At 32.3% G+C, this 14302-nt stretch carries 13 protein-coding genes; all 13 read right to left on the bottom strand.

Annotated features, from left to right (window positions below; all coding sequences use genetic code 11):
• Positions 1-4: 4 nt before the first annotated feature.
• Positions 5-310: a L7Ae/L30e/S12e/Gadd45 family ribosomal protein gene (locus G6Z82_RS02665; protein WP_006734288.1), complete on the bottom strand. Its 306-nt coding sequence runs from the start codon at positions 308-310 to the stop codon at positions 5-7.
• A 1-nt stretch (position 311) separates the two neighbouring features.
• On the bottom strand, positions 312-608 hold the full coding sequence (gene rnpM / locus G6Z82_RS02660) for an RNase P modulator RnpM (protein ID WP_006729140.1): 297 nt from the start codon (positions 606-608) through the stop codon (positions 312-314).
• Between the two features lie 24 nt (positions 609-632).
• Positions 633-1721 (bottom strand): transcription termination factor NusA, encoded by a 1089-nt coding sequence (nusA, locus tag G6Z82_RS02655; protein ID WP_006731075.1) that lies wholly within the window; start codon positions 1719-1721, stop codon positions 633-635.
• Between the two features lie 19 nt (positions 1722-1740).
• Complete coding sequence (gene rimP / locus G6Z82_RS02650; protein ID WP_006735224.1) at positions 1741-2217, bottom strand: ribosome maturation factor RimP; 477 nt, start codon at positions 2215-2217, stop codon at positions 1741-1743.
• Between the two features lie 121 nt (positions 2218-2338).
• On the bottom strand, positions 2339-6601 hold the full coding sequence (locus tag G6Z82_RS02645; RefSeq protein WP_164785773.1) for a PolC-type DNA polymerase III: 4263 nt from the start codon (positions 6599-6601) through the stop codon (positions 2339-2341).
• Between the two features lie 4 nt (positions 6602-6605).
• The gene (locus G6Z82_RS02640; protein WP_006735227.1) at positions 6606-8306 is read right to left on the bottom strand and encodes a proline--tRNA ligase; all 1701 of its coding nucleotides are present in this window, start codon (positions 8304-8306) and stop codon (positions 6606-6608) included.
• Between the two features lie 16 nt (positions 8307-8322).
• The gene (rseP, locus tag G6Z82_RS02635) at positions 8323-9579 is read right to left on the bottom strand and encodes an RIP metalloprotease RseP (RefSeq protein WP_006729135.1); all 1257 of its coding nucleotides are present in this window, start codon (positions 9577-9579) and stop codon (positions 8323-8325) included.
• Positions 9580-9588: 9 nt separating this feature from the next.
• Positions 9589-10386 carry a phosphatidate cytidylyltransferase gene (locus tag G6Z82_RS02630; protein WP_006730922.1) on the bottom strand — a complete coding sequence of 266 codons (798 nt, stop codon included), beginning with the start codon at positions 10384-10386 and terminating at the stop codon, positions 9589-9591.
• A 17-nt stretch (positions 10387-10403) separates the two neighbouring features.
• Positions 10404-11123 (bottom strand): isoprenyl transferase, encoded by a 720-nt coding sequence (locus G6Z82_RS02625; RefSeq protein ID WP_006729133.1) that lies wholly within the window; start codon positions 11121-11123, stop codon positions 10404-10406.
• A 15-nt stretch (positions 11124-11138) separates the two neighbouring features.
• Positions 11139-11696 (bottom strand): ribosome recycling factor, encoded by a 558-nt coding sequence (gene frr, locus G6Z82_RS02620; RefSeq protein ID WP_006735228.1) that lies wholly within the window; start codon positions 11694-11696, stop codon positions 11139-11141.
• Entirely contained in the window at positions 11696-12421 is a 726-nt protein-coding gene (gene pyrH, locus G6Z82_RS02615; RefSeq protein ID WP_006729131.1) for a UMP kinase, read from the bottom strand. Before pyrH ends, frr begins: the two co-directional genes overlap by 1 nt.
• 156 nt (positions 12422-12577) lie before the next feature.
• Positions 12578-13453: a translation elongation factor Ts gene (tsf, locus tag G6Z82_RS02610; protein ID WP_006730987.1), complete on the bottom strand. Its 876-nt coding sequence runs from the start codon at positions 13451-13453 to the stop codon at positions 12578-12580.
• 32 nt (positions 13454-13485) lie between these two features.
• Positions 13486-14259: a 30S ribosomal protein S2 gene (gene rpsB / locus G6Z82_RS02605; protein WP_006729129.1), complete on the bottom strand. Its 774-nt coding sequence runs from the start codon at positions 14257-14259 to the stop codon at positions 13486-13488.
• Positions 14260-14302 lie beyond the last annotated feature (43 nt).

The following is a 14302-nucleotide window of genomic DNA, read 5'->3' as shown; positions in this document are numbered from 1 at the left end:
CAAATCACTCTCCTTCATTTATTTTTTTCATAATTGCTTTGGCAAAACCACTATCAGTTACAGCTAATATTTTTCTATTTTTGCCCATAATGTGGGATAATTCAGCAGTGCTGAATTGCCGACACACATTTATATTATTTTTTTGGCATACAAATAATACTTTTTCCTTAGTATTATTACTAATATCACTTGCTATAAATACTAATATTGCTTTTTTATTTAAAATAGCTATATTAGTTGCATCATAGCCGCCAACCATTTTTCCTGCCTTTTGGGCTAATCCCAGCATATTTAAAGCTTTATTATTCAATCTATTTATCACCAAATAATTCTTTTCTTGCTCTCTGATGTTCTACATAAGCATATAATTCATCATAAAATTCATCTGAAATCTTGATACCTAAACTATTTTCAAGAACTCTTCTTTTTTTGGCCTGCTGAATCTTTTCAGGTTCTAATGAAACATATGCACCACGCCCAGCTTTTTTACCAGTAGGATCAACAAAGATATTCTTTTCTTTATCAACCACAATACGAACAAGCTCTTTTTTGGGCATCATTGTATTAGTAATCAAATCTTTTCGCATTGGTATTTTTCTTTTTTTCACAAAAGATCACCTATTCTTTTCTATTTAATCTGCAGATTCAACTTCTCCATTTGCGGAACTATCCTCATCAACAAATTCCACTTGAGATTCTGGCTTAATATCAATTTTATATTCTGTCAATCTTGCTGCTAAGCGAACATTTTGACCTTTTTTACCAATAGCCAATGATAATTGATAATCTGGGACAATAACCAATGCACTCTTATCATCATTAGCCTCACCAAACTGGACTGCTATTACTTCTGCAGGATTCAACGCATTAGCTATATAATCTGATGGATCTTCTTCGTACTTTACTACATCAATATTTTCACCAGATAATTCATTAACAATATTTTGTACTCTAGATCCTTTAGGACCAACTAAAGTTCCAACTGGATCAATATTAGGGTCACTACTCTTAACTGCAATTTTGGTTCTATCACCAGCTTCTCTAGCAATAGAAATAATTTCTACTGTTCCATTATAAACTTCAGGAACTTCTTGTTCGAATAAACGTTTTACTAAACCTGGAGCAGTTCTTGAAACAGTGATCTGCGTACCTTTAGCATCAGAACCAACTTTTGTAACTAATACTTTAATCCTATCTTGTGGCTTATAAACTTCACCAGGCATCTGATCATTATGGGGCATAACAGCTTCAACGTTGCCTATCTTGATATATACAAATCTATTATCTACCCTTTCTACAGTTCCTGTGATCAATTCATTTTGATATTGAGAATATTCTTCAATAATATGTGCACGTTCAGCTTCACGTAATCGTTGCATAATTACTTGCTTAGCTGTCTGTGCAGCTAAACGTCCAAAATTTTGAGGAGTAACTTCAAAACGAATCTCATCTCCTACTTCATAAGCCCGATTTATCTCAAGAGCATCTTTTAAACTGACTTGTTGTCTATCATCTTGGACTTCATCAACGACAGTTTTAACTGCTTGAACTATAAACTTACCTTTGTTCTCATCAAAAATAACCTCAACATTTTGTGCCTGATTATAATTTTTTTTATAAGCTGCAATCAATGCAGCTTTAATTGCATCAACTATTTCTTCTTGTTTAATTCCTTTTTGTTCTTCTAAAGCCGTAAAAGACTTAATTAATTCTTTGGACATTATTCTAATATCATCCTTTCTAAAATTTAATGGCAAATCGTATATTAGCTATCATATTACGTGGTATAGTAATCTTTTGTTGTTGAGTTTTTATTTTTATTTCTAAAATTATTTTATCCATATCATAATCCAACAAAGTTCCTTCATAACTTTTCTGCCCATTAATTTTTTTATAAAGTCCTACATGAACATAGTCATCCTTAGCTTTACACCAATCGGCTTCAGTTTTGATGGGTCTTTCTACACCTGGTGATGATAATTCCAAAATATATGGATCTGGTAATGGATCTGGATTTATTAAGTCGAGTTGTTCTGAAACACTTTCACTTAAAGTAGCTATTTCATCAATATCAATTCCATTAGGTTCTCGATCAACATAAATACGTAAATAATTCTGATTATTTTCTTTTACATACTCAATATCAACAAGTTCATCTCCTCTAGCGTGAACTAATGGAGTAATAACTTCTATAACTTTATCTATATTTTTGAACAAAATAATCCTCCGCAATAAAAAGAGTGAGCATCCCTGCTCACTCGAACACATTATTCGAATTATATGTTTAATTATATATCATATTTGTTCATTTGTAAATTAAAAACTTACCCTTAATAGTCTAAAACAATGATAATTGATTTTGATCTGGTAACCCGTCAAGGACACCATTATTTTCAAAATATTCCATAATTGTCTGAGAAACCTTACCTCTAATAGATAAATCTTCCTTAGAAAGAAATGGTTGTTCATCTCTTGCAGCAACAATCTGTTTAGCAACATTATCACCCAAACCTGGCACAGTATTAAACGGTGCTAAAATATTATGTTCATCAAGAATTTTAAAATTCAACGCATCCGATTTTTCAATATCGACCATATTAATGTTGATTCCTCTCTCTAAACATTCATTAGCAATTTCTAAAACTGTTAACAAGGTTTTATCTTTAGTAGAAGCATTGTTGCCTTGATCTCTAATTTTCTTCATAGCTGCTTTAACAGTATTTTTACCATGACTCATAGCTACAATATCAAATAAATCTGCACGAACAGATAAATATGATGTGTAATAAATAACTGGATAATAAACTTTAAACCATGCAATTCTCAGAGCCATTAATATATATGCTGTTGCATGTGCTTTAGGGAACATATACTTTATTTTTAAACATGATTGAATATACCAATCTGGGATATTTTTGTTTTTACTCAGTATAGCCATATTTTCATCACTAATACCCTTACCATGTCTAACTGATTCCATCGTTGAAAAAGCGACTTCTGGTGGAACATCCCAGTGAATTAAGTCTGTCATAATATTATCACGACAACCAATTACATTTTTTAACTTACATATACCTTTATTAATTAAATCTTCTGCATTTCCTAGCCAAACATCTGTACCATGTGACAATCCAGATATTTGTAATAATTCTGAAAATGTAGTTGGCTTAGTTTCCTCTAACATTCCACGGACAAATTTAGTTCCAAATTCAGGAACTCCCAACGTACCAGTATTAACACCAATTTGTTCAGGTGTAACACCCAAAATATCTGTACCAGAAAATAAAGACATAACTCCAGGATCACATGGAGGTATTGTTAAAGGATCTACGCCTGATAAATCTTGTAGCATTCTAATCATAGTAGGATCATCATGACCTAAAATATCAAATTTTAAAATATTATCATGAATAGAATGAAAATCAAAGTGCGTTGTTAACCAAGCTGCATCTAAGTCATCTGCGGGGTACTGTACTGGAGTAAAATCATAAATGTCCATATCATTAGGTACTACAACGATTCCGGCTGGATGTTGCCCTGTTGTTCTCTTAACTCCACTAGCTCCTTGAGATAAGCGATCTAATTCTGCATTTCGCAATTTCAACTCATTTTCATCTTCGTAATGCTTTACATATCCATAAGCAATCTTATCTGCAACAGTTCCAATAGTACCTGCACGATACGAATTATCTGGACCAAACATTACTCTTATATAACTATGAGCAACAGGTTGATAATCTCCTGAGAAATTCAAATCGATATCAGGAACTTTATCACCATGAAATCCTAAAAAAGTAGCAAAAGGTATATCTTGACCATCCTTGGCTAAATCAGCATTACATTTTGGACATTTTTTATCTGGTAAATCATAACCAGAACCATATTCTCCTTTTTCAAAGAATTGAGAATATTTACAATTGGGGCACCTATAATGTGGAGCTAAAGGATTAACTTCTGTAATTCCTGACATAGTAGCAACTAAACTCGATCCCACAGATCCTCTAGAACCAACTAAATAGCCATCTTTATTTGATTTTGCAACTAAGCGTTGTGATATCAAATATATAACTGCATATCCATTGCTAATAATTGACTTCAACTCATATTCAAGCCTATCCTTGACTATTTTAGGCAACGGATTTCCATATAACTCATGAGCTTTGTCATAAGTCAATTGTTCCATCTCTTTATCAGCATTTTCAATATGTGGTGGATATAGTCCGGATTTTATAGGTTCTACATTTTCAATTTTATCTGCAATTATATTAGTATTTTTAATAACTATTTCTTCAGCAATTTTGGGATCTAAAAAACTAAACGCATCTAACATTTCTTGCGTAGTATAAAAATGTAAATCTGGCAATTCATAATTTTTACCTCTATTAGCTTTTTGAGCAGATAGTAAAATTTTACGATAAATTGCATCTTTTTTATCTATATAGTGAGCATCACTCGTCGCAACAACTGGAATTCCTAATTCCTTACCTAATTTATAAATGTTAGTAATAATCTCTTGTAATTCTTTTTTATCTTTTATTAGCTTATCGTCCAATAAATGTTGATATGCGGCTGGAGGTTGCACTTCAAGAAAATCGTAAATTCTAGCTTTTTCTCTTGTAGCATCATATCCTTTTTGCATCATACTTATAAAAACATCACCCTGCAGACAACCACTTCCATATAGTAATCCTTCATGTAACCTTTTTAATTCTGATAATGGTGTTCTTGGAAGACGATAAAAATACTTAGTAGAAGCTAAAGAAACTAACTTATACATGTTTTTTAGACCAACTTTATTAATTGCCAATACCGTCATATGATTAGGTTTAGCTCTCTTATATACTTGTCCAAATTTAGCATAATCATTCATTTTACCTAAATTAGCTTCTTGAAATCTTTCATAGAAAGCATCTAGCAATTTGAACATTAAATAACCTGTAGCTTCTGCATCTTGATTGGCACGATGATGATGCTCCAATACAACATTGTATTTTTTAGCTAAAGAATCTAACGTATGTCTTGTCTGTTCTGGATGTAATAACCTAGAAACTTCTAATGTATCAACGACAGGTTGCGTTATAATGTCCATATTGCACCGTCTTAAAGCGGCATTTAAAAATCCGATATCAAATTGTACATTATGTCCGCACAATGGTAAATCTTGATAAAATTCTTGGAATTGCCTAATAACAATATTCTCATCATCCGCATTTTGCACCATCTCATCAGTAATGGAAGTCAAATTAATTGTAGTATCACTTAATAAATGATGTGGATTAATAAATTTATCGAAACGATCAATTACTACACCATCTTTCATTTTGACCGCACCTATTTCAATAATGGTATCGTAAACCGATGATAGACCCGTAGTTTCAACATCAAAAATTACATATTCTTGACCACGATAATCCATATTAGCAGGGTTTAAAACCAACAAAGCTTGATCATTAATCATATTAGCTTCATAGCCATAAATGATTTTTAATCCATTCTTTTTGCCTGCCACATATGCTTCTGGAAAGGCTTGAACATCCGCATGATCTGTAATTGCAATAGCTTTCTGATCAAATTTTTTCGCTGCCTTAACAAAATCTCCAGCAGAATTCGTTGCATCCAACTGCGACATATTGGTATGTAAATGTAATTCTACCCTTTTTTGTTTACCCTCATAGGTCTCTTGCCTACCAATATGTTTGATCAACTTTATAGACTTAATGTTCAGTACTATTTCATGTTGAAATGTATCATCTAAAACATTTCCTTGTATCTGAACCCACACACCTGGCTTAATATCCTCTAAATCAGCCAATTTATCTTTGCTAGATAAAAATTTTTTAAAACTTATAGAATCAGTATAATCAGTAATTTCTCCCGTCAAAATGACTTTACCTGACTTTAATTCACGAGATTCTACGTTAAAAACATGCCCTTCAACAAAAATATCTTTATTACCATCTTCCAAATCTTTGATTTTAGTAATTTCCATATTATGTTCTGGATTATATTCTGGACTTTGTTCTGGATTTTGTTCATACATTTTTTGCATAGCATTTTCATGCTCTAATTGCTGCTGTTCTAGCTGCTTAATATCTTCCTTAGTCTTATCTTCTAAATTAATATTAAATCTAAGATCTTTAAATCCATATTTATTAAATTCTGAAGCTAAGGCATCTAAAACCTCTGAAGTAAACATAGATTGAACAAAATTATTTTGACAAGTAATTTGCCAATTTGCATCAAGATAACAAGGCTTAGTATGTATCAAAAATTCTTTAACTGATGCAGATAATTTTTCAACATGTTCAATACCAAACTCCCAATAATTGTTCAGTTCACTATTATCATCTAATTGGCATCGCACAACTAGATCCACATTAACAAATGGATCAAATGTTTTATGCAACGCCTTATATAACATGATATATGTATCAAATTCTAACACTTTAGGTAAAAAAACGTGGATTACCCACTTACGCTCCTTAGCATAAACATCCACGTTTTCTATTTCGCCTTTTTTTAAGTCAGAATTTTGAGCAATATTATCAATAATTTGTATTTGCTCTAAGAGCCTTAAAAATAGCTTGTTTTTATCTTCCACAACATTACCTTAATTCTTTTGAAATATATTCAGTAAGTGAATCCAAAGACATTTCAACAGATTCTTGTTCTGTTGATTTTTTAACTTCAACAATCTGTTCGCTCACACGACGACCAACGATAATTCTAATTGGTGCACCAATTAAATCTGCATCATTGAACTTAACACCCGGACGCTCATTTCTGTCATCATAAAGAACATCATATTTATCACTAAATATTTCTTCTAATTTCTTTGAAACTACAGTCTGTTCATCATTTTTCATATTCATTTGAATAATATGGATTTCAAAAGGAGCAACTTCTTTTGGCCAAAAAATACTATTATCTGTAGAATGTTGTTCTACAATAGCAGACAACATTCTAGTAACACCGATACCATATGAGCCCATGATAATTGGTTGGGTTTTACCATTTTGATCCAAAAACTTAGCATTCATTGAATTGGTATAATATGTACCTAACTTAAATATGTGACCTACTTCAATACTGGTTGTAAATTTCAAAGGTAAATGATCTACTGGATCAGGTTCACCCGCATTTGCCGTACGTAAATCAGCAAATTCATTTACTTTGAAATCACGATCTATATTTGCATTAATATATTGGTAATCACTCTCATTAGCACCTACAACAACATTATATAAACCTTTGACTGTTTCATCAGCAATAATATAATCGGCGTATGCTGCATTAACTGGACCTACACCACCCTTAGTTGCTTTAACTACGGATAATAATTCCTCATTTGTAGCCACACGTGGTTCAGAATCGGCATCAAGTGCATTTTGCAATTTTACTTCGTTTACTTGTTTATCACCACGTATTAATACTAATACTTTCTTATCGTCAACAATATATAATATACTTTTTACTATTCTCGTATTTGGAACATGTAAAAATTCTGACAATTGTTCTATAGTTGCACAATCAGGAGTTGCAACCTTTTCAAGCGGTTTTAATTCTTCTTTTTCTGGTGAAAATGTGTCAATACTTCGTGCCATTTCTAAGTTAGCTGAATATGTACCAGTTTCATTTGTAGCTATAACATCTTCACCTATAGATGCTGGTGCTTGAAATTCAGTTGAATTCTTACCACCCATAGTACCGGAATTAGCAATTACAGGGTATACTTCAACACCACAACGCTTAAATATCTTTTTATATGCATGTTTTTGATCATCAAATTGCTTATCTAATTGTTCTCTAGTAGCAGCAAAGCTATAACCATCTAACATAACAAATTCACGACCACGCAATAATCCAAAACGAGGTCTATTTTCATCACGAAACTTAGTTTGAATTTGATACAAAGCTATCGGCATTTGCTTGTAACTCTTTATATTTTTACCAATAATTTCAGTAAAAGTTTCCTCATGTGTTGGCCCTAATAAACTTTCACGACCATGTCTATCTTTCAATCTAAACATCTCTGGGCCATACTTAGGTAATCTACCAGATTCTTCCCATAAAGTAGCAGGAAGAAAATGCGGCATTATCATTTCTGGAACATTAATATTCTCCATCTCTTCTTCGATAATTTTTTCAGCCTTACGTAAAACCAAATATGCTAATGGTAAATAAGCATAAACACCAGCTGTAACTTGACGAATGTATCCACCACGTAACATAAGTTGATGGCTTTTAGCCACTGCATCACTTGGTACTTCCTTAAGAGTTGGTATAAATAAAATAGATTGACGCATATTTTCCTCCAAATAATCATTTAATAAAGAAACGATATATATCATTTCCTGTAACAGCTATAATCAATATCAATAAAAAGACAAAGCCTATAATATTGACTAATTCTTCTTTTTCTGGTGAAAGTGGTTTACCTGTTACTAATTCAACCACATTCAATAACAATTTTCCGCCATCAAGGCCAGGTATTGGTAATAAATTAACAATACCCAAATTAATTGAAATCATTGCTAAAAATGTTACTACATATGCAAAACCTAAATCAGACATTTTTCTTGTCTGTGAATAAATACCTACTGGTCCAGATAATTTATCCAAACTAAAATGTCTAATCAAGCCAGATAATGCATTAAAAATCAAGCCCATAGTCCTTAAACTGGTTTTACAGCCATGTGATAATTTGCTGAACAAATTATTATCTAACTTACAAATAAAGCCTAATTGATAAAGCGTTTGCCCATTATCAACAACCTTCATTGGTTTTATTTTAAATTTCCGGTAAGAATTATTCCGTAGAACTACAACTTCAACTTTTTTTCCTTTGTATTCTGCAATAATTTTAGAAATATCTTCTAACTGACTAACTTTTTGATGTTCTATTTCTTTTACTTGATCACCATTCTTTAATCCGATTCTCTGTGCAGGGCTATTATCTATAGTCTTATTAATAATAGTTGTTGGTGCACCAGGTCCAGAAATTGATAGTCCAATAAAAACAATAAATCCTAAAATAATATTCATTAATGGACCTGCAACATTACTTGCTATTTTCTTTAAAACTTTAGCATTTTGAAACTGTGTATCTTCAGGTGCAATAATTAATTCGCTGCCATTTTTTTCAATTATAGTTGCATCATGATTAACAGAATAAGTAATATTTTCATTCTCATCGCCATTTTTATAGCCACGAATAATTAATCTATTAACCAAATCACTTTCAATAACTTGAACAGGTATTCCGGAAATAGGCATTTGTGAGCCCGAGTTATCTATTCTAACTACCTCACCATTATCATTAAATTGTAATACAACTGTTGCACCCGGATCTATTTTAGCAATATCATCTGGTCCTGCAAATCGTACATATCCTCCAATTGGTAACCATCTTATTGTATAAGTAGTTTTCTTTTTCATAACTTGAAAAAGTTTTGGCCCCATACCAATAGAAAATTCTCTTACCAGTATTCCACATTTTTTTCCTACAAAAAAATGTCCAAATTCATGCACAAATACTAATATTCCAAATATAACTAAAAATATTAAAATACTCTTCATAAATAAAACCTACATAATTCCTATATAAGCAACAACTGGTAAAACAAATAATAAGCTATCAAATCTATCTAAGATCCCACCATGTCCAGGTAAAATCTTTCCAGAATCTTTTACACCATAAAATCTTTTTATAGCTGATTCTACTAAATCTCCAATTTGACCTACAACTGATAGTACAATTGATAGACCAATTAATAATAATTGATTTCTACCTGTTGGAACAATCAGCACATATATAGTAGTACATACAATCGCACATATTATACCGCCTATTGATCCTTCCCACGTTTTGTTAGGGCTGATAACTGGCCAAAGCTTACGCTTACCATATTTTCTGCCAAAAACATAAGCTCCAATATCACTCGCCCACACTACAATTAATGCAAATCCTAAAATTGCTAATCCATATCCATCATTTATGTTCCTAATTGCAGCTAAATAATGAAAACCGGCACCAACATATATGCTACCCAATACATAAGTTCCGACATCATCAAAGGACGTTTTATTTTTAGATAATACTGTAATTGTCAAAAGAAGCATATTCAAAATACAGAATAATTGTATTTTGCCTAAAAATACAGGTAAAAAGTTAAAGAACTTATCAGGCAATGTCAAAGTTAAAGTTGCTAACAAACTTATCAAAAAATTAATTGATATTAAAATTTGTTTTTTCATTATAAAAATTTCGCTAATCGCACAGCAAGCTAATAAGCAAGCCATTACATCTATCCAATAACCACCCAATAATAATACTGGAATAAAAAAGATTAATGCAACTAACGCTGTTATTATTCTTTGTTTCATATATTTTCATCTCTTATTTAAATTTTTCCGAAACGTCGGTCACGATGCTGATATTCTTCTACTATTTTTTTAAATTCATCGGTAGTAAAATCTGGCCAATATGTTTTAGTAAAATAAAATTCTGAATAGGCTAATTGCCATAACATAAAATTAGATAAGCGTTCTTCACCAGAAGTTCTAATTAACAAATCAGGATCAGCATAATCTCCAAATTTTGCCGTCATTAAATAATCTGATACCAATTGCTCATTTATTGAATCAACTTCAATTTTTTTATTTTGAATATCTAATGCTATCTTAGAAATAGCAGCAGTTATTTCTTGCCTAGAGCCATAATTAAAAGCAAAATTCAATATCATACCATCATTGTCAGCAGTTTCTTGCTCTGCTTTTTTTATAATTTCAGCAGTTGCTAGAGGAAGCTTATCATTAAAACCCATAATATTGACTTTAATATTATTTTTCTGCAACTCTGGCATAAATTTATCAAAAAAATTAATAGGTAACTTCATTAAATAGTTAACCTCATCGCGAGGTCTTCCCCAGTTTTCTGTAGAAAAGGCATATAAAGTTAAAACTTTAACTCCTAACTCGTTAGCTACTAATGCAATTTCCTTAACCTTATTCATTCCACTACGATGACCAATAATCCTAGGTAAGTGCCTTTCTTGAGCCCATCTGCCATTGCCATCCATAATAATAGCTAAATGATCTAATCTTTTATTTTCTTGCTTCATGCTACTTGGTAATCCTTATGCTTTAGTAATTTCTTTACTCTTCTTATCTGCTAAAGCATCTACATCTTTTGTAGCATCATCAGTTATTTTTTGAATATCTTTCTCAAATTTATGCAAATCGTCTTCAGTAATTTCGCCATCTTTTTGTTGCTTTTTTAAAGCATCTATACCTTCTCTACGAATATTTCTAATTGCTATTTTAGCTTGTTCAGCTAACTTACCTACTTTTTTAGCAATCTCTATTCTTCTTTCTCCAGTCAATTGGGGAATTACTATTCTAACTACACTACCATCATTTGCAGGTGTAATTCCCAAATCAGATGCCAAAATTGCGTGTTCAATATTATTAAGAGTTGTTTTATCAAATGGCGTTATCATTAGCACACGTGCCTCTGGAATTGTAATACTAGACATTTGTGTCAAAGGAGTAGGAACACCGTAATATTCAACTTTTATACCATCCAACAAACTTGCATTAGCAACACCTGCACGTATACCGCCTAATTCTTTTTCAAAAACAGAAATAGATTTACTCATATTTGCTTTTGCTTTTTCAATAATTACATTCGACATTATTTACCACCTTTTATTACTGTACCAATATTTTCGCCTTCAATTACTTTCTTGATATTACCAGCTTCATTCACATTAAATACAATTAAAGGAATATTGTTGTCCATAGACAGCGAACTAGCTGTTCTATCCATAACCTTCAAATCTTTTGCAATAATATCAAGTTGTGTAAGTTCATCAAATTTAACTGCTTCTGGATAGATTTTAGGATCTGCAGAATATACTCCGTCAACACCATTTTTAGCCATTAAAATTACATCTGCATTAATTTCAGCTGCACGTAATGCAGCAGTAGTGTCAGTTGAAAAGTACGGATTACCTGTTCCACCACCGAAAATAACTACTCTACCTTTTTCTAAATGTCGTATAGCTTTTCTTCTTATGTACGGTTCTGCAATCTGTCGCATTTCAATAGATGTTTGCACACGTGTAGGAACACCCAAATTTTCCAAAGCATCTTGTAAAGCTAATCCATTCATAATTGTAGCTAGCATTCCCATATAATCTGCTTGGGCTCTCTCCATACCTAAGTTTGCTCCAGTTTCACCGCGCCACATGTTGCCACCGCCACATACAATGCCTATCTGAACGCCCATATCATGAATTTTTTTAACTTCCATAGCTAAATGTGCAATAACTTCTGGATTGATACCCCTACCTTCAGAACCTGCAAGAGCTTCTCCTGAAACTTTCAAAATTACACGCTTATACTTTAATTGACTCATGTTGATCCTCCTCTATAGCTCCTACCATTTTACCATAACAATACTCGTAATTATATGCTAATTTATAATGCTAGTTTTTTTCTCTACTTTTAAAATATAATATCTAAAAAAAAAACTCAAAAATACTAACATAAGTATTTTTGAGTTGATTAAAATTTATCTCATTTGTTCACGAACTTCAGCAGCAAAATCTTCTTGTTTCTTCTCGATTCCTTCACCAACTTCATAACGAACAAAATTCTTAACTTCTGACTTAACTGATTTAACATATTCAGCAACAGTCATATCTGAATCCTTAACGTATGGTTGATCAACAAGACAAATTTCTGCTAAGTATTTATTCATACGACCTTCAACAATCTTAGGAATAATCTTAGAAGGTTTTCCTTCTTTTTCTGTTTCTTTAGTGAAGACATCAGTTTGATGCTCTAAAACTTCAGCAGGAACTTGACTCTTATCTAAATATTCAGGATTAATAGCAGCTACATGCATAGCAATATTCTTGGCAGCTTCAGCGTTATCACCATCAAGGATAGTAACAGCAATAATAGCACCATTATTATGCTTGTATGCTCCGAAGACTTCATTATCTTTCTTAGTCAAAATAGTAAATCTTCTAAGAGTAATCTTCTCACCAATTACAGCAGTTAACTCAGTTTCAGCACTCGCAATAGTACCTTCACCTAATGGCACATTCATAGCAGCTTCTAAGTCAGCAGGCTTGGCAGCTAAAATTGCTTTAGTAACGTCATCAACAAACTTAACAAATTTATCATTTGAAGAAACAAAGTCTGTTTCAGAGTTAATCTCTACCAACACTGCATTATTTCCTTCAACATCAAACGCAGCTAATCCTTCAGCAGCTATACGACCACTCTTCTTAGCAGCTTTTGCAGCTCCAGATTCTCTCAAAATATCTGTAGCCTTATCCATATCACCATCGGCTTTTACTAAGGCTTTCTTTACATCCATCATACCAGCACCGGTACGCTCACGGAGTTCCTTAACTTGTGCAGCAGTAATTTTTGCCATCATCAATCTCCTTATCACAAATATGTCAAATATTAATCTTCGTCAGCAATTTCTTCGATTGACTTTTCGTCATCAGCTTCTGATTTTTCTGTGAATTCAGCTTCAACAGATTTTTCATCATCTTGACCTTGCTTTCCTTCAATAACAGCATCTGCCATTGCACCTGCAATTAATCTAATTGCACGAATTGCATCATCATTTGAAGGTATAACAACATCAACAGGTTCTGGATCAGTGTTAGTATCTACCATAGCTACAACTGGAATACCTAAAATGTTTGCTTCGTGTACTGCAATCTTTTCCTTCTTAGGATCAACTACAAACATAACATCTGGTATTCTAGGCATATCTTCGATACCACCTAAAAATCTTTGTAATTTATCTAATTCTTTAGTTAAAACAGCTACTTCTTTCTTTGGTAATAGTTCGAAAGTACCATCTTCAGACATTTTCTTTAATTGCTTTAATCTTTGAACACGGCTTTGAATAGTTGACCAGTTAGTAAGAGTACCACCTAACCAACGTTCATTAATGAAGTATTGTCCAGCACGAATTGCTTCTTCTTTTACAGCATCTTGTGCTTGCTTTTTAGTACCTACAAATAAGAATACACCACCGTCAGTAGCTACATCTTTCATAAAGTTGTATGCATCATCTAACATCTTAATGGTTTTTTGCAAGTCAATTATGTAAATACCATTTCTTTGTGTAAAGATGTAAGGAGCCATCTTAGGGTCCCATCTTCTAGTTTGGTGTCCAAAATGTACACCTGCTTCAAGCAATTGTTTCATTGTTACAACTGTCATAATAAATTCCTCCTATGGTTTTTCCTCTCAAAAGTTTAACTAA

The sequence above is a fragment of the Lactobacillus iners genome (assembly GCF_011058775.1).
In the GTDB taxonomy this organism is placed as follows: domain Bacteria; phylum Bacillota; class Bacilli; order Lactobacillales; family Lactobacillaceae; genus Lactobacillus; species Lactobacillus iners.
This window is presented reverse-complemented; position numbering and strand designations above follow the sequence as displayed.

Coding starts and splice junctions, on each gene's coding strand:
- pyrH (WP_006729131.1), bottom strand. CDS start 12,421: ATGAGTCAATTAAAGTATAAGCGTGTAATTTTGAAAGTTTCAGGAGAA.
- G6Z82_RS02640 (WP_006735227.1), bottom strand. CDS start 8,306: ATGCGTCAATCTATTTTATTTATACCAACTCTTAAGGAAGTACCAAGT.
- G6Z82_RS02630 (WP_006730922.1), bottom strand. CDS start 10,386: ATGAAACAAAGAATAATAACAGCGTTAGTTGCATTAATCTTTTTTATT.
- frr (WP_006735228.1), bottom strand. CDS start 11,696: ATGTCGAATGTAATTATTGAAAAAGCAAAAGCAAATATGAGTAAATCT.
- rpsB (WP_006729129.1), bottom strand. CDS start 14,259: ATGACAGTTGTAACAATGAAACAATTGCTTGAAGCAGGTGTACATTTT.
- G6Z82_RS02625 (WP_006729133.1), bottom strand. CDS start 11,123: ATGAAGCAAGAAAATAAAAGATTAGATCATTTAGCTATTATTATGGAT.
- tsf (WP_006730987.1), bottom strand. CDS start 13,453: ATGGCAAAAATTACTGCTGCACAAGTTAAGGAACTCCGTGAGCGTACC.
- rseP (WP_006729135.1), bottom strand. CDS start 9,579: ATGAAGAGTATTTTAATATTTTTAGTTATATTTGGAATATTAGTATTT.
- nusA (WP_006731075.1), bottom strand. CDS start 1,721: ATGTCCAAAGAATTAATTAAGTCTTTTACGGCTTTAGAAGAACAAAAA.